Annotated in this window: 17 protein-coding genes and 13 tRNA genes; 11 read left to right on the top strand and 19 right to left on the bottom strand. The window is 53.3% G+C overall.

Annotated elements, in window-relative coordinates:
- Positions 1 to 132 precede the first annotated feature (132 nt).
- Positions 133 to 966, bottom strand: a complete 834-nt coding sequence (gene nadE, locus L1D43_RS04730) for an ammonia-dependent NAD(+) synthetase (RefSeq protein WP_345773695.1) — start codon at positions 964 to 966, stop codon at positions 133 to 135.
- A 208-nt stretch (positions 967 to 1,174) separates the two neighbouring features.
- On the opposite strand from nadE, the gene L1D43_RS04725 reads away from it, so the two are divergent.
- Together L1D43_RS04725 and L1D43_RS04720 are read left to right on the top strand one after the other, a co-directional pair.
- Positions 1,175 to 2,014, top strand: a complete 840-nt coding sequence (locus L1D43_RS04725) for an AraC family transcriptional regulator (RefSeq protein WP_239850125.1) — start codon at positions 1,175 to 1,177, stop codon at positions 2,012 to 2,014.
- Between the two features lie 127 nt (positions 2,015 to 2,141).
- Positions 2,142 to 2,792, top strand: coding sequence for a LysE family transporter (locus L1D43_RS04720; RefSeq protein WP_239850124.1), 651 nt, complete (start codon positions 2,142 to 2,144; stop codon positions 2,790 to 2,792).
- A gap of 53 nt (positions 2,793 to 2,845) precedes the next feature.
- Here L1D43_RS04720 and L1D43_RS04715 read toward each other — a convergent pair whose 3' ends face one another.
- A complete protein-coding gene (locus L1D43_RS04715) occupies positions 2,846 to 3,778 on the bottom strand; it encodes a M14 family metallocarboxypeptidase (protein WP_239851046.1) in 933 nt (310 codons plus the stop codon).
- Between the two features lie 217 nt (positions 3,779 to 3,995).
- Here L1D43_RS04715 and L1D43_RS04710 point away from each other — a divergent pair, with 217 nt between their 5' ends.
- Complete coding sequence (locus L1D43_RS04710; protein ID WP_239850123.1) at positions 3,996 to 4,649, top strand: pseudouridine synthase; 654 nt, start codon at positions 3,996 to 3,998, stop codon at positions 4,647 to 4,649.
- 76 nt (positions 4,650 to 4,725) lie between these two features.
- On the opposite strand, the gene L1D43_RS04705 is transcribed toward L1D43_RS04710, so the two are convergent.
- From L1D43_RS04705 to L1D43_RS04670, 8 genes are all read right to left on the bottom strand, one after another.
- Positions 4,726 to 5,130 (bottom strand): hypothetical protein, encoded by a 405-nt coding sequence (locus L1D43_RS04705; protein WP_239850122.1) that lies wholly within the window; start codon positions 5,128 to 5,130, stop codon positions 4,726 to 4,728.
- Between the two features lie 371 nt (positions 5,131 to 5,501).
- Entirely contained in the window at positions 5,502 to 6,725 is a 1,224-nt protein-coding gene (sstT, locus tag L1D43_RS04700) for a serine/threonine transporter SstT (protein ID WP_239850121.1), read from the bottom strand.
- Positions 6,726 to 7,025: 300 nt separating this feature from the next.
- A complete protein-coding gene (locus L1D43_RS04695; RefSeq protein ID WP_239850120.1) occupies positions 7,026 to 7,919 on the bottom strand; it encodes a chemotaxis protein CheV in 894 nt (297 codons plus the stop codon).
- Between the two features lie 94 nt (positions 7,920 to 8,013).
- Positions 8,014 to 9,579: a phospholipase D family protein gene (locus L1D43_RS04690; RefSeq protein ID WP_239850119.1), complete on the bottom strand. Its 1,566-nt coding sequence runs from the start codon at positions 9,577 to 9,579 to the stop codon at positions 8,014 to 8,016.
- A gap of 36 nt (positions 9,580 to 9,615) precedes the next feature.
- On the bottom strand, positions 9,616 to 10,086 hold the full coding sequence (locus tag L1D43_RS04685; RefSeq protein ID WP_041511740.1) for a dual specificity protein phosphatase family protein: 471 nt from the start codon (positions 10,084 to 10,086) through the stop codon (positions 9,616 to 9,618).
- A 31-nt stretch (positions 10,087 to 10,117) separates the two neighbouring features.
- Complete coding sequence (locus L1D43_RS04680; protein ID WP_239850118.1) at positions 10,118 to 11,443, bottom strand: DEAD/DEAH box helicase; 1,326 nt, start codon at positions 11,441 to 11,443, stop codon at positions 10,118 to 10,120.
- Positions 11,444 to 11,577: 134 nt separating this feature from the next.
- The gene (locus L1D43_RS04675; protein ID WP_239850117.1) at positions 11,578 to 12,174 is read right to left on the bottom strand and encodes a methylated-DNA--[protein]-cysteine S-methyltransferase; all 597 of its coding nucleotides are present in this window, start codon (positions 12,172 to 12,174) and stop codon (positions 11,578 to 11,580) included.
- A gap of 54 nt (positions 12,175 to 12,228) precedes the next feature.
- Entirely contained in the window at positions 12,229 to 13,851 is a 1,623-nt protein-coding gene (locus L1D43_RS04670; protein ID WP_345773694.1) for an AlkA N-terminal domain-containing protein, read from the bottom strand.
- Between the two features lie 197 nt (positions 13,852 to 14,048).
- Here L1D43_RS04670 and L1D43_RS04665 point away from each other — a divergent pair, with 197 nt between their 5' ends.
- Entirely contained in the window at positions 14,049 to 15,878 is a 1,830-nt protein-coding gene (locus L1D43_RS04665; RefSeq protein WP_239850116.1) for an ABC transporter ATP-binding protein, read from the top strand.
- A 157-nt stretch (positions 15,879 to 16,035) separates the two neighbouring features.
- Here L1D43_RS04665 and L1D43_RS04660 read toward each other — a convergent pair whose 3' ends face one another.
- From L1D43_RS04660 to gltX, 9 genes are all read right to left on the bottom strand, one after another.
- Entirely contained in the window at positions 16,036 to 16,527 is a 492-nt protein-coding gene (locus L1D43_RS04660; RefSeq protein ID WP_239850115.1) for a cytochrome P460 family protein, read from the bottom strand.
- A gap of 188 nt (positions 16,528 to 16,715) precedes the next feature.
- Positions 16,716 to 16,791 (bottom strand) — tRNA-Ala (locus L1D43_RS04655).
- A gap of 74 nt (positions 16,792 to 16,865) precedes the next feature.
- Positions 16,866 to 16,941: transfer RNA gene (locus L1D43_RS04650), tRNA-Glu, on the bottom strand.
- Positions 16,942 to 17,049: 108 nt separating this feature from the next.
- A tRNA-Glu gene (locus L1D43_RS04645) sits at positions 17,050 to 17,125 on the bottom strand.
- A 108-nt stretch (positions 17,126 to 17,233) separates the two neighbouring features.
- Positions 17,234 to 17,309: transfer RNA gene (locus tag L1D43_RS04640), tRNA-Glu, on the bottom strand.
- 308 nt (positions 17,310 to 17,617) lie between these two features.
- A tRNA-Glu gene (locus L1D43_RS04635) sits at positions 17,618 to 17,693 on the bottom strand.
- 108 nt (positions 17,694 to 17,801) lie between these two features.
- A tRNA-Glu gene (locus L1D43_RS04630) sits at positions 17,802 to 17,877 on the bottom strand.
- An 80-nt stretch (positions 17,878 to 17,957) separates the two neighbouring features.
- A tRNA-Ala gene (locus L1D43_RS04625) sits at positions 17,958 to 18,033 on the bottom strand.
- A gap of 103 nt (positions 18,034 to 18,136) precedes the next feature.
- Positions 18,137 to 19,546 (bottom strand): glutamate--tRNA ligase, encoded by a 1,410-nt coding sequence (gene gltX / locus L1D43_RS04620; protein ID WP_239850114.1) that lies wholly within the window; start codon positions 19,544 to 19,546, stop codon positions 18,137 to 18,139.
- A gap of 950 nt (positions 19,547 to 20,496) precedes the next feature.
- Here gltX and L1D43_RS04615 point away from each other — a divergent pair.
- The 7 genes from L1D43_RS04615 (at position 20,497) to L1D43_RS04585 (ending at position 21,698) form a co-directional block, all read left to right on the top strand.
- Positions 20,497 to 20,572 (top strand) — tRNA-Val (locus L1D43_RS04615).
- Positions 20,573 to 20,606: 34 nt separating this feature from the next.
- Positions 20,607 to 20,682, top strand: a tRNA-Val gene (locus L1D43_RS04610).
- A gap of 58 nt (positions 20,683 to 20,740) precedes the next feature.
- Positions 20,741 to 20,816, top strand: a tRNA-Val gene (locus L1D43_RS04605).
- 38 nt (positions 20,817 to 20,854) lie between these two features.
- Positions 20,855 to 20,930: transfer RNA gene (locus L1D43_RS04600), tRNA-Val, on the top strand.
- 36 nt (positions 20,931 to 20,966) lie between these two features.
- A tRNA-Val gene (locus tag L1D43_RS04595) sits at positions 20,967 to 21,042 on the top strand.
- A gap of 37 nt (positions 21,043 to 21,079) precedes the next feature.
- Positions 21,080 to 21,155: transfer RNA gene (locus tag L1D43_RS04590), tRNA-Val, on the top strand.
- 315 nt (positions 21,156 to 21,470) lie between these two features.
- The gene (locus L1D43_RS04585; protein WP_041510714.1) at positions 21,471 to 21,698 is read left to right on the top strand and encodes a hypothetical protein; all 228 of its coding nucleotides are present in this window, start codon (positions 21,471 to 21,473) and stop codon (positions 21,696 to 21,698) included.
- The last annotated feature ends 45 nt before the right edge of the window (positions 21,699 to 21,743 follow it).

The following is a 21,743-nucleotide window of genomic DNA, read 5'->3' as shown; positions in this document are numbered from 1 at the left end:
CCTTAGCACTCAACGAGATAAGCAAGGGGTTTGCATTAGGTCGAGCGAATCTCACCAAAGAAAAAGGCGCCCGAGGCGCCTTTATCGATTCAATTTCCTGCGACTCATTCAGCTAGATAAGTCATGCTGGCGCTAGTCGTATAACGTCGGGATAGGCTTACGCTTATGTTGGGTCGCGTTGTAGATGGCGATCAAGCGCGCCTCCACCGCGGCGTCTACCGATTTGCCTTCGAGGAAATCATCAATCTGATCATAGGTCAGGCCCAAGGCGACCTCATCTTCGAGCTGTGGCTTGTCACACTCAAGATCCGCCGTCGGCGCCTTGTTCACCAGCACGTCTGGCGCACCCAGCGCAGCGGCAAGCTGACGCACCTGACGCTTGCTCAGGCCAAACAGCGGCGCCAGATCGCAGGCACCGTCGCCCCACTTGGTGTAGAAGCCGGTGATGTTCTCGGCACTGTGGTCTGTGCCCACCACCAGGCCACCAGTCAGGCCGGCAATCTCATACTGGGCGATCATACGCATTCTGGCCTTGACGTTACCCTTCACAAAGTCGACATTGCTGTGAGGGTGAGAGATGACGCCGGCCACTTCAAGTCCCGCCAGGGTTTGATGATGGATCCCTTCGACACCTTCACCTATGTTGACCGTCACCAGCTTGCTGGGCTGAATGAACTGACAGGCCATCTGCGCCTCATCTTCATCCTTTTGCACCTTAAAGGGCAGTCTCACCGCGATAAACTGATAGCTGCCTTCATACTCGCCTTCGCTATTCAGCTCATCCACCGCCAGCTGGCACAGACGACCCGCCAGTGAGGAGTCTACCCCACCGCTGATCCCCAGCACTAAACTGGTGGCGCGCGCCTCTTTGAGCTTTGCTTTGATAAAGGCGATACGTCTTTGCACCTCATATTCCACCTCAATATGCGGCTGCACCTTCATTTCACGTATGATCTGTCCTTTCACTGGTCCGACTCCACTTAGGTTAACTGTCAGCATGATTCTAAGCTGACCATTATGAGCCAATTTATCGGGAAATTCACGACCTAAGCTCGCCCCAATCCAATAAATGGGCCGAGAGGCTGCAATTATTTACTAGTCAGGGGAAAACGCCCTGATCTACACTGGCTAATCAGACGATCGGACGGTCCGGTCAGGAGTCAAGCGAAACGGGATGATGGCAACAAGCGCGGTAGAGAGAATCGATTATTGGCAGGCGAGCATCTTGAAAGAGATGGAGCTGAGCCGCGCGCAGTTTACCCATTTTGCCTTCGAGAAACATGTGCATCTGGACTACCACATAGGCGTGGTCAGCCATGGCGGCCAACGCTACCATCACAGAGGCAGCGAGTACCGCCTGACGCCGGGCAACATATCCACCCTCAACCCGGACGAGAGCCATAACGGCCAGAGCATCGCCGATAACGGCTACGAGGCCTTAGTGATGTCTCTGCCCACCAGCTATGTGCAGCAGGTTGGCGAGGCGCTCAACCAGGGCGAGCTCTACTTCAGCACGCCTATCCTAGACGACCCTAAGCTGAGGGCCTATTTCATCCACCTGCACAGACAGCTTACTCTACATCAGGCCAACATCACGCCGCTGGAGGCGGAGACGCTACTGCTTGGTTTTATCAGCGAGCTGTTTTATCGCCATGGTAAGCTACGTAATCTGCCGAGTAGCCAGGCCAGATTGAGCGGCGCCCAGCTCGACAACATCAAGCAGCAGTTCCATCAAGGACTGGATCAGGAGTTCGAGCTGGAGCAGCTGGCGCTCTCCATCGGCCTGAGTAAGTTTCAATTCTTGCGTCAATTCAAGGCGGCCACCGGCATGACACCCCACGCCTACCTGAAGCGCCTGCGCCTGGAATATGCCAAGAAGGCGCTGATGCGGGGCGACAGCGCCATCAGCACCGCCTATGACTTAGGGTTCTTCGATCAGAGCCATTTCAACAAGGCGTTCAAGCGGGCGTTTTTGATCACCCCGGCCCATTTTCAGAAACGGGTCACGCCCTGATAGGTTAGCCCACAGGCAAAAACATCTGGCCTAAAAGCAAACGCGCAATATTTTACAATCCCGGCGCCGCGGATAGGATTACTATGGCGACATCTGCTTAACGCTAACGAACGAGAATTAAATACCGATGGAATTACAGCTGCAACTGCTTTTCTCTTTGGCCGTCATACACACGGTCGCCCTGGCAAGCCCAGGCCCGGATTTCGCCCTGGTGGTCAGGCTGGCCGCCCAGGAGCACAGACGTACGGCTGTCGCCGCCGCGCTGGGACTGGCGGTAGCCATCACGCTGCACACCCTCCTGAGCCTTACCGGGGTTAGCCTGCTCATCAAGGGCTCACCCAACCTCTTCATGGCGGTGCAGTTGATTGGCGCCAGCTACCTGGGCTGGATGGGCATTGGCGCCATACGCGCCGCCATCGTCCACTGGCGCGATGAGGCCCATCTGAATGCGGCAAGCATCACGGGGCGCGGTCTCGGCGCGGCACAGGGCTTCATGCAGGGCGTGTCGACTAACCTACTCAACCCCAAGGCGCTGGTGTTTTTTATCACACTGTTCTCGACCCTGATCACCCCAGAGGTAACACTAAGCACTAAAGTGGCCGCCACCGCCATGATGTTCGCCCTCTCTCTGGGGTGGTTTAGCCTGATCGCTCTGGTGCTATCTCATCCCAAGATGCAGCTCAAAATGAAAAGAGCAACCCCAATGATCAACCTGTTGACCGGATTGCTCTTTATCTTTGTCGCCGGGGTCATTCTCACCGGCGCCCTCGCCCGTTAAGCCCTCGACCATCAATACAGCGGCGCTGGGGCTCACTCGGGTGAGGGTCTAGCTCAGCCCAGGCTGCGGATATAATCCAGCGCCGAGCTTACCGCCATCACCTGTGCCAGAATGCAGTTTTCATCGTCCACCAACGGACTGTCGGGATAGACCTCTGTGGTGGTGTTGTATCTGGCATCGCTGAAACCACAGCACAGGCCCAGCGCCTTGGTCGCATAGTTGATCACCCCAAACTGAGTGATGGGCTCGCCTATTAATCGTCCCTGCTCGTCGGCGGGGGCGATATGGGTGACCTTAGCCACGGCCTCGATGATGGCCGCCTGCATCTCATCGTTGGGATTTTCGCTATCGCCCACCAAGTAGAAGCCGTCGGGGATATTCCAGTTGGTCTGTACCTTGGCGTCTCTGGCCGCCAGAGCCGGGCGAAACTCGCTGTTGTCAGTGTCAGTGGTCTCGTGCAGATCTATGTGCGCCATCAGCGGCTGGTTGAAACTCGCCACCCACTGCATCAGCGCGCGGGACTCCTGAGCCGGGCTATCGGCATAGAAAGAGCGGTTAGGGTCAATCGCCTCAGGGTTCCAGCGATTGATGGTCTCGTAACCCCAGGGGCTGACACAGGGGGCTACCAGGATATTGAAATCTTGGCTGTACTCACTTGCCTTGGCGATTAAGAAACGTAGCGCACCCTGCACGCCACTTGTCTCGTAGCCGTGTACACCGCCGGTGACCAGAATGGTCGGCTTAGCCTGGTCCCAGTCGCGTGATTTAAAACCATAAAGTGGATATAGCCCCTCATCATAGTTCAGCTCGCCATACTGCTGCGCCTCGAAGGTCTCGCAGACCTGGCTGAACTTGCTCAGCACCTCCTGCTCGTAGGAGCGCTTCTTCTGCTGCGCGGCGCGCCACTGCGTCTTTTCCGCCTCACCCCATGGCTTACCCGCCTCGCCAATCCAATAACCTTGCTTCGCTGTATTATCGTTTTCCATCTTATTCTCTGCCTCGGCCAAACCATTTTTGTTCGTTTGAATTGACCTATGATAACCAAACTCGGCCTGCCTGTGGCAAAGCTTAAGAAAATTCAACTAACCGCTCCTGTAAAGAGCTGTGTAAACCGCCACTAAAGTTGCAGTCAAGGCGCAAAGAGGGGCTCATAGGATAGGCACGGCAGGCATTCTTTGTTAGTATCGCCGCCGAGGAGAGACGATGAAAATTTTTAGTTATCAGCCCCCGGCTATTCCCTGGCTCGACATTCGCTATCAAGATCGCGACATCATTATCATCAATAAGCCATCAGGCCTGTTGTCCAATCCCGGCCGCGCCGAGGAGACCCATGATTGCGCCATCAACCGCCTGTTACAGCGATTCCCCGAGGCCATCCTGGTGCACAGGCTAGACTGCGCCACCTCTGGCATCATGGTGTTCGCCCTCAACAAGAAGGCCGAGTCTCACCTCAAGACCCAGTTTCAAAATCGCACCACAGAGAAATATTATGTGGCCGAGGTTGCGGGTCTAATGAGCCAGGACAGGGGTAAGATAGAATTGGCGATGAAGCCAGACAGTGAGCAGCCGCCGCTGCAGATGATTGCCAGCGATGGCAAGGCAGCGACCACCTATTTTGAGGTGCTGGAGCGACGCAGCAACAGTACCCTGGTGAAGCTCAAGCCGATCACCGGCCGAACCCACCAGCTCAGGTTACACATGAAGGCCCTAGGCCACGCCATACTGGGTGATGACTTCTATGGCGACGACGCCATTATCGCCGCCGCGCCGCGTCTACACCTGCACGCCGAGCACCTAAGCATAACTCATCCTTACAAACAGACCAGGCTGAGTTTCTCGAGTCTTCATCCCTTCTAGGCTAGATAGCCGTGCAGATTGCGGCTTATCGCCATGACACAAAAAAGGCGCCTATCTGGCGCCTTTCTTTTAACCCTTATGCCGCGCGTTTAGCGGTATAGAAGCATTCGTTGCTGTTGCAAAATTGCAGGTTATTGTCGTGAGATAGGAGGAAATACTCACCAAACAGGTTGCCACCTAAGTCTTCTAGCTTGAGGCCGTTATCGAGCTGTGTTGCCTGCATCTCATCTAAGCTATGGCAACCGTCGTTATACCAGGTCTCTAGAAACAGCTTTTCGCCTTGACGATAAAGGGTGATCTTGTCGCCCAGAGAGGGGCGCTCATCTATCCACTGGCCAATAATTTCGCGTGCTTCCATATCTTGCTCCTGCCAACGTAAACGTTTTCGCTTTTCAACAACCGACATTTCGATAACTTGAAGTAATGACTGTGAACCATTCGCACTGGCATTGCCTAACATTACCCTAAGCTCAGAACTCATATTTATTTAACCTCTAAATTATCGCAAATGTTAAAACATTGTAAAAAAGCAACTATAAACCAACAAGTTAAACCAACTTGTCGCCTCCTTTATGTGAAATTGTAACCTAGAGCGGAAATAAAAACGCGATCTAAATCACTTTTAATGCATTATTTAAGTAAAGTGTAATACAAAATTTTTTCAACACGCCAAAGCCATCACTCTCTAAACCTTATCGGCCGCTTCGGTTCATGCCATGAGGGCTAAATAGCCCAAACACAAATCCAGGCACAAAGTAACAGCACGAAATCCTGTTATAAAAACCGGGCACAAAAAAGGAGCCAATCGGCTCCTTTTCAATTCGAAAACTTGTCACTCAGGCTAACGCTGGCTTATATCTCCACCTGACGCTCGGCCGCCTCGCAAGCCGCCGCGGTGAAGAGCACGTCGGTCGAGCTGTTAAGCGCCGTCTCCGCCGAGTCTTGGATCACCCCTATGATGAAACCCACGGCCACCACTTGCATGGCAACATCGTTAGAGATACCAAACAGGCTACAGGCCAGCGGAATAAGCAGCAGCGAGCCACCGGCCACGCCAGAGGCGCCACAGGCAGATACCGCCGCCACAACGCTCAGCAGGATAGCGGTCAGGATATCGACCTGGATCCCTTCGGTATGCACGGCCGCAAGGGTCAACACGGTAATAGTGATCGCCGCGCCCGCCATGTTGATGGTCGCGCCCAGTGGGATAGATACCGAGTAGGTGTCTTCATGCAGGTCGAGCTTCTCGCACAGGGCCATGTTGACCGGAATGTTTGCCGCACTCGAGCGGGTAAAGAAGGCGGTCACGCCGCTCTCTCTTAAACAGGTTAACACCAGAGGATAAGGGTTGCGGCGGATTTTAAACCAGACGATAAGCGGGTTGATCACCAGGGCGATGATCAACATGGAGCCCAGGAGTACCGCAAGCAGCTTGGCATAGCCGGCAATCGCCTCGAAGCCTGTGGCCGCGAAGGTGTTAGCCACTAGGCCGAAGATACCGATAGGGGCCAGACGGATCACGAAGCGCACCATCTGAGAGACGCCGTGGCTTACATCGGCAAATACCGTCTTAGTGTTCTCAGAGGCGTGATGCAGAGCGATGCCCAGGCCAACACCCCAGGCCAGGATGCCGATGTAGTTACCTGTCATCAGGGCATTAACCGGATTATCCACCACCTTGAAGAGCAAGGTATTGAGTACCTCACCTATTCCCTCCGGTGGCGTCGCGCCTTGGGCGCCACTTACCAGCACCAGAGTGGTTGGAAAGAGGAAGCTCATGGTCACAGCGGTAATGGCCGCCGCAAAGGTGCCAAAGAGATAGAGCACTATGATAGGTCGCATATTGGTCTTGGTGTTTTTCTTCTGATTGGCAATCGAGGCCGCCACCAGAATAAATACCAAAATAGGCGCGATCGCCTTCAACGCGCCGACAAACAGATCCCCTAAGAAGGCAACACTCCCTGCCGAGGAAGGTGAAAAACTCGCCAGGGCAACCCCGGCAATGATCCCCAAGATAATTTGCAGCACTAAGCTGCCATCTGCCAACTTGGCAAATAAGGAACGATTTTGATTCATTGATTGACCTATCATTATAATTAATTGAATTTAACCTTTGCTCATCGCCTTCAACGTTCGCTGAGCAGAACAGCTTTCTTTATGGTATTTATCGTCTCTCGTCACGATACCGCTTGGCCACTACGGCCTAAAAGTACCAGGGATGAGAGTAAAAGCTGACGTCAAACACAGGATCCGGCCCAAGGTTAAACTTCCTTCATCCTGTGTTTTATAGAAACTCCCCCGTCTTGTCTAGCAAACCGCTCGATTTCGCTTTAGTTATTACCCACTAGCATCATAAAGATAACAAAAATCTAATTTTTAACTCGCTTGATGCCGCTTGGCGCCCCTGAGCATGGCCTCGATCAACTCGTGGGCATCGAACTTGGTCAGCGCCTCGTTGGCACCCACCTGATGGGCCTGGCTCACGCTGATCTCACTCGACAGCGAGGTGTGCAGTATGATGTAGGCGTCGGCTAAGGCAGGTGTGTTCTTCACCTCGAACGCCAGCTCATAGCCGTCGAGTCCCGGCATCTCGATGTCGCTCACTAGGAGATCCACGGGTCTTCCCTCCTTCGCGGCCTCCTCCATGATGGAGAGCGCCTCCCGACCGTCCGAGGTGACCAGATAGGGAATATTGATGCTGTCCAGCGCGTCGCTGAGCTGCTTGCGTGCCACCATGGAATCGTCCACCAGCAGGATATTGAGCGGTTTTAAGATCTCCCGCTGCACATCTGTCAGAATTGCCCGGGTGCTTTCCGGACTGGCGGGGAATATCTTCGACAGCAAGAGCTCCACATCCAGCAGCTGCACCAGCTTATCATCGACCCGGGTTACCCCGGTCAGGAAGGCATTCTTACCTAGGTTATCCGGCGGCGACTCGATATCACGCCAGTTGCACTCGATGATCTTATCTATGCTGCGCACCAGAAAGCCCATCACCATGCGCTGGCAGTCTGTGATGATGATATAGGCGTTGGCGAACTCCTGCTCTGTGATAGGCGCATAGCCCACGGCCGCGGCCATGTCGATGATGGGAATGGTGTGCCCCCTCACCGTCGCGGCGCCCAGAATAGCGGGATGAGACTGAGGGATGGCGCTGAGTTTAGAGAAAGGAACCAGTTCGCGGATCTTGAGCGTGCCGAGGGCAAACAACTGAGTATGGGACAAGCGGAACAATAATAGGCCTTGAGATTGGCTCGCCTTACTTTTCATATTCTTACCGACACATAAATGCTTAACTAGCGATAAGTTTAACCCTAGCATAGCCAGATTAAATTGACGATGCTCATGCCCCGATAAATTACCCCTACAATTGTGACTCTATGGGCAGCAAACCGATGAAGTCGGCCATGAAACGCCGCCAGAAGCTGGCATCAGGGTCGGCATAATAGACTTTACCGTTTAAATCATCATGCCAGATCAACTCTCCCTGTTGCAGCCCTAAGCGATAGCTGCTGCGCTTAAGGGACACCTCTATCTCATCCACCATCTCTCCGGCAAATCTGGGCTGGTCGACAATCAGCCCCATCTCGGTGTTGATCCAGGCCGATCTAGGGTCGAAATTAAAGGAGCCGACAAACACTGAGCTTCTGTCGAGCACAAAGGTCTTGGCATGCAGGCTGGTGCGCGAGCTGCCCTTCCAGGCGCTGGGACGGTTATTGATATCCACCTTCACCTCATACAGGGCGATACCATTTTCCAGCAGACGCTCACGATAAGCCTTGTAGCCGGCATGCACCGCCAACACATCTGTGGCCGCCAGGCTGTTGGTGACTATGGTGATCTTAATGCCCTGTTTGGCCGCCTCAATTAAGGCCTGACAACCGCCTTCGGTGGGCACAAAATAGGGCGAAACGATCAGCGCCTCCTCGCGGGCCCTGGCCAGAAACTGACTTAAGTCGGTTAGCAACCACTCCTGCCGGTCCTGTCTGTTCGCCTTCTGTGGCGGGTCATAGAGCAGCTGGGCGTCGCCCCAATACCAGTAAAGTCCCTTACCGGTGATCTGTGTCAGCAGCTCGCTCAGCTCCAGACGATTGAGATACTCGTCATGGAGGAAGTTCTGTTTGTTTCTGGCCATGGTCTTAGCCGCCGCTTGATACATCTCACTGGTCGCCGGCGGCACCAGGTTGATCACGCTCTCCACCTGTTCGCTGTTCCAGTAACGGTCGAATTGTTCGGACACCTCATCGACCACATCGCCTATGGTGAGCAGGTCGAAATCCCCAAAATCCACATCATCGTTCTTGGAGAAATATTCATTCCCTATGTTGCGCCCGCCCACTATGGTGATCTGATTATCCACCGTGAGGGATTTGTTGTGCATTCTATGGTTGAGGCGGGAAAACCCGGTCAACATGGCGAAACTGCGAAAGGTGCGCTCATAGGAGGGATTAAAGAGGCGGATCTCGATATTGGGGTGGCTGGCCAGCAATATCAGGCCATCGTCTAGGGTCTTGGTGGTGAGGTCGTCTAACAATACCCTCACCCGCACGCCACGATCGGCGGCGTCGATCAGATGCCAGATCAGCAACCGGCCGGTTTCATCGTCGTGGTAGATATAATATTGCAGATCTATGCTTTGGCTCGCCGCATCCACTATCGCCAAACGCGCCACGAAGGCATCGACACCGGAGGAAAGCGGCAGTATGCCCGTCTTGTTTGGATGCGCCTTGAGGTCGCCTTCGAGGTAACGATAGAGGCCAGAATCGGTCGGGGCAGCCAGCTTGTGGCTTGGGATAAGTTGCTGGGGCGGCGGTAAACTGCTGCAGGCCGACACTAGGCTCAGGGTCAAGGCCAGAGTCATCAAATTCGAGGCCAATCGCATCATGCTTTTGCGTACCACAGAGAGGTTCATCACTTGCCCTAACACCATGAATTTATGCGCCTAGGCCTAACATAGGCGTTAGGCTTACTCCTGTAAAGCGTACAAGACGTCGTAGACAAATTGATCCCAACCCTCGGCACTGAAGGCGATATCTCGCACCGCTCTCACCTGGCTGACCGCATGTAGCGGCGCGGCGCCATTCTCCATCAGATAATAGGCCATCAAGAGCCCGGTTCTGTCTTTGCCTGAGCGGCAGTGGATCATCACAGGCAGGCCATCGGCCTCACACTGGCGAATGAAGGCCAGCGCCTTGGGCAGCTGGGCCACGCAGTGCGCCTCGTCGCCCTCCATGGGGGGAATGTTGCCCGACAGCGGAATACAGGCGTAGCGTAAATCTAACCGTGCCATCTCATCGGGCTCGCAGAGATCGCCGCCATTAACCGACAGTATGGCACCGACCCCTTGTCCCTTGAGTTCACTTAGCTCCCAGGGCACCAGGTTGGGGCCACAACGACCTGCGATCTGGCCTTCGACTAACCAAAAAAGCTGCTGCATCTCTCTTCCACTCTGTTAGTTGAACACCCTACTATGAGGGACGCTTCCAGATCCCGTCATTGATCTTGGGTAACTTTTTACGCTTTTTCTTGCCCGTGCCCTCGGGTTTGGCCATAGGCTTCGCCTGACGTGATGGGCAATCGGCCGGCGCCTCAGCGTCGGCCTCGAAACCAGGATACTGCTCCCTTGGCAGGCGCAACTTGTTCTTCTTCTCTATCACCTTGAAGTGATGATATTCGTCGTGGCTGATAAGGGAGATCGCCTCGCCGCGCTCACCTGCGCGGCCGCTACGACCGATACGATGCAGATAATCGGCGGGGCTTCTTGGTAACTCAAAGTTGATCACCACGGGTAGCTTGTCGATGTCGATACCGCGCGCCGCGATATCGGTAGCGATCAGCACTGTGATCTCACCGCTCTTGAATCCTTCGAGCACACGGCTACGGGCGCCCTGCGCCTTGTCACCATGGAATACCTGAGCAGTGATGCCGCGCTTCTCCAGCTTCTGCGCCAGGTGATCGCAGCTGCGCTTGGCGCTGGCAAACACCAATACCTGACGCCACTGACGCACCTTGATAAGCTCCGCCAGCAGAGCCGTCTTGTTACTACGATTGACGGTATAGACGCGCTGGGCGATATCGGCGCTCTGCGCCTCCTGCAGTTGGATCTCCACGGGATCGTTCAGCAGCTTGGCCGTGAGACTCAGCACCTCTTCGGGAAAGGTTGCGGAGAACAGCAAAGTCTGTTTCTGAGTGGGTAACTGTTTGAGGATCTCACCAAGCTCCTCGGTAAAGCCCAGGTTCAACATGCGATCGGCTTCATCGAGTACCAGCACCTTGAGCTGAGAGAGCTTAACGGCATTGCTGCCAAGCAGATCCAGCAGACGACCCGGCGTCGCCACCAATATATCGGCGCCGCCTCGCAGGGCCAGCATCTGACTATTGACCGAGACACCACCGAAGACGGCGACAACCTTGGCTCTGGGCGCCAGTTCGGCGCCGTAGCTGGTAAAGCTATCGGCAACCTGCTGGGCAAGCTCGCGGGTTGGCACCAGCACTAAGGCGCCGATATGATTGCCGCCGGAGGCTCTCTGGCCCACCAGTTTCTGCAACAGTGGCAAGGCGAAGGCGGCGGTCTTACCCGAGCCCGTCTTGGCACCGGCCAGCAGATCGCGACCGGCTAATATCGCGGGGATTACCTCGGCCTGAATCGGCGTCGCCTGCTGATAACCAAGATGATGTAGCCTGGCTTGCAACGCCTTAACCAGGTTTAACTGATTAAAATCTGTGGTCGACAGTGGCAGGTCCGATGGCGCAGTCGGTTTCGGAGCAGATGGAGCCTGATCAGATGGTGTCATTAAATTTAGCTACCCGTACAAAATAGAGCCGCGCATTGTACCTAAATTTACGGGTAAACACCTCATCTTTCGCTACTCTCTTAACTCAAGACTCTCGCCTTGAGAATCTTGCCTTAAGAGATAAGAGCTAGGTTTTATTCTGCGTCTGCCTGGCGACCCACAGCCTTAGCCTCTAATGCCAGTAACTGCTGCTTAATGGCTAGGCCATAGGCATAGCCTGTCAACGCCCCATCCTTGCCTATGATGCGATGACAGGGAATGATGATGGCGATTCGGTTGGCGCCGTTAGCGCTGCCCACCGCCCGCACCGCCTTGGGATTATCTATCGCGCTAGCGATATCCGAGTAGCTTGCCGCAGCGCCAAAGGGGTGAGCGAGCAGCGCCTGCCACACCTGATGCTGAAACGTTGTCCCTACCGGCGCCAGGGCCACATTAAAGGCGGTAAGCTGACCGGCGAAATAGGCCGCTAACTCATCCTCAGCCTGCTCAAGGTGCGCCTGAGCCTTAATCTGCGCTTCCTGGTTACATTCAATTAGCGTCACCTGCCGCGCGGTAAAATCATCATCTTGCCCAGGCAGAAAGCTCAGGTGCGACAGACCAAACTGATTGGCCGCCAGACTCACCTTTCCCAGCGGCGTGTCTATGACTCGCTCGGCAAGCGCCTGATAGCCGCTTAGTCCAGCGTCCCGGCTTAGGGGAATGTACTGAAGATCTTTGGTCTTTTGGATCATTTTAAATTCCCTAGTTTATATCTATATTCATTAGTTTATTTCTTGGCACGCTGCCTACTGCTGATTCCAGAGCTGCAGGGTGAGATAACTGCCCCAGGGGGCGACCTGCCCTAGTACCTCTTGGCTGAGCGCCTGATATTGTGCCTGCGCCCGCTTCTTTGCCGCCTTGGGATCTTCGTCTTCAGCAGGCTCACCATCATGACAGGACGGCTCGGGCGACAGGTTCACCAGCAGTTGCTGTTTGACCACGAGATCGCCAACCAGCAGCACGTCTGGCAGGCTCAGCCCCCGCAGGCGCACATAATCCAGGGTCCATGGGCCTATCCCCTTGATCTGCAGCCAGTCGTCTATCTCCGCCTCGGGGTTAGCCATCACAAAGGCTGCCAGGGCGCGAATCGCCTCTTTTCTGATCCCCGGCATCTTAAGCCCATCCAGGCTGGCATTCACGAGCGCCTCCGGGCTTGGGAACAGACGCACCTGACGATCATTTAGGCTAATCGTCTCGCCATAATCGGCCACCAGTTGCCCCAAGAGCTTGATCGCCTGGGTCACGCTCACCTGCTGGCCTAATATGGCGCGACAAGCCGCCTCGAAAGGCGACCAGACGCCGGGCAAACGCAGGCCAGGTGACACCTGAGGCAATGCCTGCCCAAGCGCTTGCAGCTTATCGCCTATGGTGAGCATATCGGCGTCGAGATCCAGGATGCGACGAATATGGCTGATGATCCCCTTGAGCTGACTGAGTGAGTCCGCCTCGGCGAGATGAATGGTGACATGAAAGCAGGCCTCTTGCTCGCTGTGGACTGCGCAGAAATAGCCCTTCGCACTGCGAGCATTATCGCGGCCGTGACTGTCACAGTCACAGTCACAGTCACAGTCACGGCCACTACCACTGCCGAGCACGAAGCTGCGGCCATAGCTCTGTTCATCTAGCCACTCCATCTCGGGTACGGCGCGCTGGGCAAAGAAGCTGCGCAGATGTTGCCAATCATAGGGCGGGCGATAGGCAAGCTTGAGTGTCAGGCCCTGGACTGGCAGCGATGGCTGGCCCGTGGCCTTACGGATCTCACTCGGAGTCAACTGCAGCTGCTCACGGAAAACCTCGTTGAAACGCCTCACGCTGTTAAAACCGGCGGCGAAGGCCACCTGAGTGATCGGCATCTTGGTTTGATGCAACAGCTGCTTGGCAAACATCAACTGTTGATACAGGGCATATTGCTTGGGCGAAGTGCCCAGGCTGTCGTGAAACAGTTGCCTCAGATAACGCTCGCTGATCCCTAATCGCTCGGCGAGCCCAGTCATAGGGATAGCTTGGGGGCCGCACAAGACGCCGGCGTCGATCAGGCTCATGGCGCGATTCAAGCTGGTCTGCTTGCCAAGCCAGGGGTTAGAGCCCGGCGCACTGTCGGGACGACAACGCAGACAGGGTCTCAGGCCAGCCTGAGCAGCCGACAGGGCATCGTCGAAATAACTGACATTGGCCTCCTTGGCAGGCACTGCCGGGCAGATAGGACGACAATAGATGCCGGTGGAGAAGACACCGACGAAGAACAGGCCATCGAATCTGGCATCTCGTGACAGACGCGCGATGCGATACTGCTCCGCCTTGGGATGCTGCGCCTCAACTTGAATGGCTTTGCTGGTTTCAGCACTAAACTCTGGTGTTTGCTGACTCACTTGAAGATGACTCGTTTTGCTTTGATAAGGCCACTCTAATGCAGCCAGGGTTTGGATACTAGCGGAAAACGGCACTCATGGTGAGAATAACTATCGCCACAACAATTCATCGCACTCGGATGACGCCTGCTATATGATGAGTGATAGCAATCAGATCGACTATCATCCTAATAAGCCTAAATTTTATAAGGACTTAAATGTTTAAGCGTTTCGAATCATGGGTTTCCGCCCTACCCGAACAAGAAGCGGTACAGCCACCCCGTGGGATCTACCAGTTTTGCAGGCATTACACACGCGGCTTCGAGTTGCCGCTCGCATTAATGTCGATACTGACTGCGCTGCTGGCGATCCTCGAGGTCTCACTGTTTGCGTTTATGGGCGACCTGGTGGATCTGCTCGCCAGCCACAGCCCAGAGACCTTGTTTGCCGAGCAAGGTGACAAGTTACTGCTGATGGCCGTCTTGGTGCTCGTGGTGATCCCTGCCCTGGTGTTGCTGCACGCCCTGGTGATCTACCAGGGACTCCTGGGTAACTACCCCATGTCGATCCGTTGGCTCGCCCACCGATATCTGCTTAAACAGAGCATCGCCTTCTATCAGAACGATTTTGCCGGGCGCATCGCCACCAAGGTGATGCAGACCTCACTGGCGGTGCGCGAAACGGTCACTAAGCTGCTGGATGTCTTGGTCTATATTCTGGTCTATTTCCTCTCCATGCTGGTGATCATTGCCGATGCCGACCTGCGCCTCATGCTGCCCATGCTGGTCTGGCTGATGATCTATGTGGGGCTGCAATGCTACTACCTCCCTAAGCTGAAACAGGTCTCGACCGAACAGGCCGATGCCCGCTCGACCATGACGGGACGCATCGTCGACAGCTACACTAACATCGCCACGGTGAAGCTGTTTTCCCACACCCAGAAAGAGGCTCAATATGCCAAAGAGAGCATGACGGGTTTCCTCGATACGGTTTATCGCCAGATGCGTCTGGTAACCGGCATTAACGTCAGCGTGCAGGTGATTAATTACTTACTCGCCTTCAGCGTTGCCGCCGTCTCCATCTGGCTGTGGCGCGACAACGCCATCACCATAGGCGCCATCGCGGTGGCGGTCAGCCTGTCCCTCAGGCTCAACGGCATGTCGCAATGGATCATGTGGGAGATAAGCTCACTGTTTGAAAACATAGGTACAGTGGCCGACGGCATGAACACCTTGTCGCGCCCCACCAGTGTGCAGGACAGCGACAACGCCAGCCAGCTCACCGTATCAAAGGGCGAGATCGCCTTTAACCGGGTCAGCTTCCACTATGGCGAGGCCAGCGGCGTCATAGAAGATCTCGATCTCAAGATAAAACCCGGCGAGAAGGTCGGCCTGGTGGGCCGCTCGGGCGCCGGCAAGTCCACCCTGGTTAACCTCTTGATGCGCTTTCACGACGTAGAGCAAGGCAACATCACCATAGATGGACAGAACATTCGCGAGGTGGCGCAAGACTCCCTGCGGGCCAACATAGGCATGGTGACTCAGGATACCTCCCTGCTGCATCGCTCCATCCGCGACAACATACGTTACGGTAAGCCGGATGCGAGCGATGAAGAGCTGGAAAATGCCATCCGCCAGGCCCAGGCCTTCGATTTTATTCAAGGACTTAGCGATCCCGAAGGCAATCATGGCTTGGATGCCCAGGTGGGCGAACGAGGAGTGAAGTTGTCGGGCGGTCAGCGTCAGCGCATCGCCATCGCCCGCGTGCTGTTGAAGAACGCACCTATCCTCTTGTTGGACGAGGCCACATCGGCGCTGGATTCGGAGATCGAGGCCGCCATTCAGGAGAGTCTCTATCAGTTGATGGAAGGCAAGACGGTGATTGCCATCGCCCACCGCCTGTCGACCATTGCCGCCATGGACAGGTTGATCGTGTTGGATCAAGGCAAGATCGTCGAGCAAGGCACACATCGGCAGCTGATCAAACAGGGCGGGATCTACGCTCAGCTCTGGGCCCATCAGACCGGTGGTTTCCTCGGCGTCGAGTAGCCCTAATTACCGAGTCATATCAATCATCGACAGGCATCGCCGCCGTTAGCACGTGGTGCCTGTCGATGCACGGCTTAGTTCATAGAGCTTGCCCTGTTTTTCATATACACTTGATCTAAAAACAAATAGTCTTTCACTTTTACTTTATCTGGCTCTTTCACTTAGCCGGAAACCAGGCCGGTTCCGTAAAGACCCAATCATTGTCTTTTACCGGCGTGTGACAGCTGATGCAGACCTGCATGCCGCCCTCAAAGGGTGTCTGATCCTCGCCAACCCAACGTGCCCAGCCCCAGCCATAGGTATCAGCATACTTTACTGAGTCTTTAAACATAAACTCGGCATGGACGAAGGCCTTGGGTCCTATCGCCTGCGGCCAATGGCTCAATTCACCAGCCTTCCACACTACCTTGGCCAAGATGACACCATCGGGCCAAGGCGAGTGCTTACCACTGCGGGCGGCATTGACGGCGATCTCGTTACCCAGGATCGCCCTCACCGTGTTGTTATCGGTGCGATGGGAGACAGCAATACTCGACCAGGTGTGCCAGCCTTGAGGATAGGCGATCTTATGGGACGGCAAAGGTGTGGTTTCCTCAGCGAAACTCACTGATGAAAATGCTAATAACAGCAGTAAAAGAAATGTCTTCATTGTCTGACTCACTCTGTTGCTCAAATGCACTGATGGTTAGTTTGTCAGTGTAGACGCAATAGATACGCTTTGCCCGAGCCAGCGGTTTAGTATTCGTAGCAAACAGATAGAAGCAAGATAGAGATAAATGACAGATGAAAAAAAACCACCCTATTGGGTGGTTTTTTCCGCGTAACTAAACGCTTATTTGGTGGAGCCTAGCGGGATCGAACCGCTGACCTCAACACTGCCAGTGTTGCGCTCTCCCAGCTGAGCTAAGGCCCCGAAACTGATTGTGACTATACAGTAAAACCTGAACAAACACAACGTCTTATTTCAAAATTTATCAAAATAAGTTGTGGTATCCCATAGGGGATTCGAACCCCTGTTACCGCCGTGAAAGGGCGGTGTCCTAGGCCTCTAGACGAATGGGACACTGTTGATACCTTATACTCTGTATCGAGTGAATACTCATTGAAGCCAGTAGGCTATTGCTTCAACGCTATCGAATCGTCAACTTATGCAGTCAACCACTCAAGAAAGTGGTATCCCATAGGGGATTCGAACCCCTGTTACCGCCGTGAAAGGGCGGTGTCCTAGGCCTCTAGACGAATGGGACACTGTTGATACGTTATACTCCGTATCGAGTGAATACTCGTTGAAACCAGTAGGCTATTGCTTCAACGCTATCGAATCGTCAACTTATGCAGTCAACCACTCAAGAAAGTGGTATCCCATAGGGGATTCGAACCCCTGTTACCGCCGTGAAAGGGCGGTGTCCTAGGCCTCTAGACGAATGGGACGCCGGTCTTACATTTAGACTCCGTAAGGGAGTGAATACTCGTTGAAGCCAGTAGGCTATTGCTTCAACGCTATCGAATCGTCAACTTCGCAGTCAACCACTCAAGAAAGTGGTATCCCCATAGGAGCTTCGCTCCCCTGCTGCCGCCGACTCTTTATAAACCAAAGTGGGCGGTGTCCTAGGCCTCTAGACGAATGGGACACTGTAGATACGTTATACTCCGTATCGAGTGAATACTCGTTGAAGCCAGTAGGCTATTGCTTCAACGCTATCGAATCGTCAACTTATGCAGTCAACCACTCAAGAAAGTGGTATCCCATAGGGGATTCGAACCCCTGTTACCGCCGTGAAAGGGCGGTGTCCTAGGCCTCTAGACGAATGGGACACTGTTGATACGTTATACTCCGTATCGAGTGAATACTCATTGAAGCCAGTAGGCTATTGCTTCAACGCTATCGAATCGTCAACTTATGCAGTCAACCACTCAAGAAAGTGGTATCCCATAGGGGATTCGAACCCCTGTTACCGCCGTGAAAGGGCGGTGTCCTAGGCCTCTAGACGAATGGGACACTGTTGATACGTTATACTCCGTATCGAGTGAATACTCATTGAAGCCAGTAGGCTATTGCTTCAACGCTTTCAAATTAGATGGTGGAGCCTAGCGGGATCGAACCGCTGACCTCAACACTGCCAGTGTTGCGCTCTCCCAGCTGAGCTAAGGCCCCTTACCTAACTTGTCACCTTTGAGTGCACCGCGAGCATCTGCCGGCTGTGTCTCAACTGCGAGGCGCATTCTATGCAGCACACCCAAAAGTGTCAACTCGTTTTTTAGGAATTTATTCTATTTGCTACAAATTCAATCGCTTTGGAGATTCTTTGCTCACAACGGGCCTTTCCAACGAGGAAAGCGGTTAAATCTACAGCAGGCGACATACCGGCACCAGTTACGGCAACACGCAGTGGCATACCCACCTTACCCATGCCAAGCTCCAATTCGGCAGCAGTGGCTTCGATCGCCTGGTGAATTGCTTCAACATTCCACTCTTCTAGCTCGGCAAATTTCTTCTGTATCAGTTGTAGCGGCTCTAACGCCACGCCACGCAGATGTTTCTTCGCTGCAGTTTCATCGAACTCGGCAAAGTCTTCATAGAAGTAGCGGCTAGAGGCGGCCAACTCTTTTAGCGTCTTGGCACGCTCGGCCAGGGCGGTGACCACTTCGGCCAATGCAGGGCCATTTGAGGTGTCTATGTTTTGATCTTGCATGTGCCACTCGAGATGCTTGGCCACATGTTCAGGCGCCAGCTCCTTCATATAGTGCTGGTTCAACCAAATAAGCTTCTCGGTATTAAAGGCAGACGCCGCCTTATTGATATCATCCAGGCTAAAGAGCTGCTTCATCTCATCGATAGAGAAGACCTCTTGATCGCCATGAGACCAGCCCAGGCGCACCAGATAGTTAAGTAGCGCCTCTGGCAGGTAACCATCGTCGCGATACTGCATCACACCGACAGCGCCATGACGCTTAGACAGCTTGGCACCATCATCACCTAAGATCATCGCCACATGAGCGTACTCAGGCACGGGCGCATTAAGCGCCTTAAGAATGTTAATTTGACGCGGCGTGTTGTTGATATGATCTTCACCACGTACCACACAGGTGATGCCCATATCCCAATCGTCGACCACCACGCAGAAGTTATAGGTCGGTGTGCCGTCAGTACGGGCAATGATCAAGTCATCGAGTAGGTCGTTTGAGATCTCGATACGACCACGCACGTGATCGTCAAATACTACACTACCCTCGGTTGGGTTTTTAAAACGAACCACAAATGGCTCATCGGTATCGCGCGGCGCCTTATCACGGCAGCAACCATCATACTTTTGCTGCTCACCCTTCGCGGCCTGCTCTTCACGCATCGTCTCGATACGTTCGCGGCTACAGTAACACTTATAGGCGGTGCCCTGCTCTAGCATCTGGGCGATGATCTCGTTGTAACGATCGAAGCGCTTGGTCTGATAGTACGGACCCTCATCCCAGTTCAGTCCAAGCCACTCCATACCTTCTAAGATTGCTGCGCAGGCTTCAGGCGTTGAACGTTCGAGATCTGTATCTTCGATACGTAACACAAACTCACCTTGGTTAGCGCGGGCATAGAGCCATGAATAAAGTGCAGTACGAGCACCACCTACGTGAAGAAAACCGGTAGGACTTGGAGCAAAACGCGTCTTAATCGTCATAATGGGACAGTAACCTGTTATCGAAATGTCTAAATATAGACTGAGCTATTTAATGTGGCCGCTATTCTAACAGCCAAATGGGATAAGAGAAAATAGCCAGACCAATAGCACCCGGCCCGAGACCAAAAAAGGTGACCGCCCCGTCACAACGCACAAGCTCGTCTAGGTCACTTACCGCAGAGAAATGCCGAGCTCTCATTAGTCACGCCAGACTGCCACCTAACTAACCCCCTCCTTGTCACTAAGAGGCGACAGGCTTCATCCATATCAATAGGCACGACGAAAGATAAAAGCGGTAAAGATAGAAAGCTATAAAGATAGAAAGCAGTAGGGATAGAAGATGCGTAGAAAAAGAAGTATAGATAAAAGAGATGACTATGCGCCTATGGGCCCTCCCCAGATTCAAGACACTAGTGAGCCTCCCTTATATTAAGTAAGTATTTGCAAATCCTATTTACATGGGCTGTTAGCAAGTACATATTAGCAATCATCCTAATCACCGCCGTATAAAGCTCATGTACCAGCAGTAGAGAATCCGCGAGCGGCAAATGACTCGCTCCCCTTATGGCCTGTATCGACTTATAGATAATGCAGACGTCGAGTTACCGCTACTTATAAAGCCAGCTTACTTGTACTAATGCCAGATCATCTTGCCCAGCCAAACTAAGAAGTAGGCAGTAAAGACGAGTAACTTCTCTTTTGTTCGTCCCTTTACACGACAATTTTTATCCCTCCTGCCTATTTTCCTTACTCACCCCTGCTGATTATTGACTCGAACCAGCGAGCGAAAGCCCCCTTCTGTACAGGCTTTCGCCAAGGCGCCATCATAAATCATCCTGATTTGTTTAACATTAAGACGATCCGAACAAATTTGAACCGGACTCATTATTTTCTCGAAAAAAGCGTTGACAGTAGATCGTTCCCCCCTATAATACGGCCCCACACAGCGAGGTCGATTAGCTCAGCTGGGAGAGCACCTCCCTTACAAGGAGGGGGTCACTGGTTCGAGCCCAGTATCGACCACCATACACTGTATGGTAATAAAATTTGATGTGTCCCAGGTCGATTAGCTCAGCTGGGAGAGCACCTCCCTTACAAGGAGGGGGTCACTGGTTCGAGCCCAGTATCGACCACCATATTTTATCTTTGATTGAATATGTGGTGCATCGAGTTTAATGTTGTGAGATATTCCCAGGTCGATTAGCTCAGCTGGGAGAGCACCTCCCTTACAAGGAGGGGGTCACTGGTTCGAGCCCAGTATCGACCACCATCTCTTCATGAGAGAATGTCGAATATAATAATGTCCCAGGTCGATTAGCTCAGCTGGGAGAGCACCTCCCTTACAAGGAGGGGGTCACTGGTTCGAGCCCAGTATCGACCACCATTGTTATCAAAATATGTAAATGCTGTATTTATCCCAGGTCGATTAGCTCAGCTGGGAGAGCACCTCCCTTACAAGGAGGGGGTCACTGGTTCGAGCCCAGTATCGACCACCATAGCATTGCTATGAAACGATAAATCACCACAGTCCCAGGTCGATTAGCTCAGCTGGGAGAGCACCTCCCTTACAAGGAGGGGGTCACTGGTTCGAGCCCAGTATCGACCACCATATTTCCGCTTCATTGCTTCACTCCCCTATTTATAATCAAACAGCCTAGCAGCAAACCTTTGCCGCCGCTTATCGCTATTGCGAATCCCTTAGCCTCAACTATTCTTCATTAATACCAATCACAGTAAATATGTGATCAGAAATAGCGCAGGAAAAACGCTTGAGAACAAAGCAGGATTTTTAGATAAGTAGTTATTCTACAATTAAAAATACTAATACAGTTATCGAGCGTTTTAACAAGCTAGAATGATTAATTATTTATTACGATTGGTATAAGACTTTGCTCAAACCAAGTACTACTCAAGGTGGTTGAACATGGCCGATGTCACTCAATCTGCGTCGCTGGCAAGCATTGCCGCGTACCTTAAACTCACCCATGAATGCGATGAGCAGGAAGCGATGATCGAAGCCAAGGAGGTGATGCAAAATCTGGTTACCATGCGACAGAAAGGCTTTATCACGGGTTGGTATTTCGATGCCCAGGGTCACCTGGAACTGCTGCCCAGTGAGGCTATTCTTAAGCGTATCAATCCGCCCAAATAAGATGACTCTAACGTTAATTCAATAAAATAAATAAGTTAACAAAGC

This window comes from Shewanella sp. Isolate8 (assembly GCF_022398495.1).
In the GTDB taxonomy this organism is placed as follows: domain Bacteria; phylum Pseudomonadota; class Gammaproteobacteria; order Enterobacterales; family Shewanellaceae; genus Shewanella; species Shewanella aquimarina.
Note: the sequence above shows the minus strand (reverse complement) of the source record. Positions and strands in the feature narration are given on the sequence as shown.

What these genes read in the sequence shown, in the direction of transcription:
- L1D43_RS04695 (WP_239850120.1), bottom strand. Translation starts at nt 7,919, where the DNA reads ATGAAAAGTAAGGCGAGCCAATCTCAAGGCCTATTATTGTTCCGCTTG.
- L1D43_RS04660 (WP_239850115.1), bottom strand. Translation starts at nt 16,527, where the DNA reads ATGAAGACATTTCTTTTACTGCTGTTATTAGCATTTTCATCAGTGAGT.
- sstT (WP_239850121.1), bottom strand. Translation starts at nt 6,725, where the DNA reads ATGAATCAAAATCGTTCCTTATTTGCCAAGTTGGCAGATGGCAGCTTA.
- L1D43_RS04705 (WP_239850122.1), bottom strand. Translation starts at nt 5,130, where the DNA reads ATGAGTTCTGAGCTTAGGGTAATGTTAGGCAATGCCAGTGCGAATGGT.
- L1D43_RS04715 (WP_239851046.1), bottom strand. Translation starts at nt 3,778, where the DNA reads ATGGAAAACGATAATACAGCGAAGCAAGGTTATTGGATTGGCGAGGCG.
- L1D43_RS04710 (WP_239850123.1), top strand. Translation starts at nt 3,996, where the DNA reads ATGAAAATTTTTAGTTATCAGCCCCCGGCTATTCCCTGGCTCGACATT.
- L1D43_RS04680 (WP_239850118.1), bottom strand. Translation starts at nt 11,443, where the DNA reads ATGACACCATCTGATCAGGCTCCATCTGCTCCGAAACCGACTGCGCCA.
- L1D43_RS04685 (WP_041511740.1), bottom strand. Translation starts at nt 10,086, where the DNA reads ATGCAGCAGCTTTTTTGGTTAGTCGAAGGCCAGATCGCAGGTCGTTGT.
- L1D43_RS04585 (WP_041510714.1), top strand. Translation starts at nt 21,471, where the DNA reads ATGGCCGATGTCACTCAATCTGCGTCGCTGGCAAGCATTGCCGCGTAC.
- L1D43_RS04725 (WP_239850125.1), top strand. Translation starts at nt 1,175, where the DNA reads ATGATGGCAACAAGCGCGGTAGAGAGAATCGATTATTGGCAGGCGAGC.
- L1D43_RS04720 (WP_239850124.1), top strand. Translation starts at nt 2,142, where the DNA reads ATGGAATTACAGCTGCAACTGCTTTTCTCTTTGGCCGTCATACACACG.
- L1D43_RS04690 (WP_239850119.1), bottom strand. Translation starts at nt 9,579, where the DNA reads ATGGTGTTAGGGCAAGTGATGAACCTCTCTGTGGTACGCAAAAGCATG.
- L1D43_RS04665 (WP_239850116.1), top strand. Translation starts at nt 14,049, where the DNA reads ATGTTTAAGCGTTTCGAATCATGGGTTTCCGCCCTACCCGAACAAGAA.
- L1D43_RS04675 (WP_239850117.1), bottom strand. Translation starts at nt 12,174, where the DNA reads ATGATCCAAAAGACCAAAGATCTTCAGTACATTCCCCTAAGCCGGGAC.
- gltX (WP_239850114.1), bottom strand. Translation starts at nt 19,546, where the DNA reads ATGACGATTAAGACGCGTTTTGCTCCAAGTCCTACCGGTTTTCTTCAC.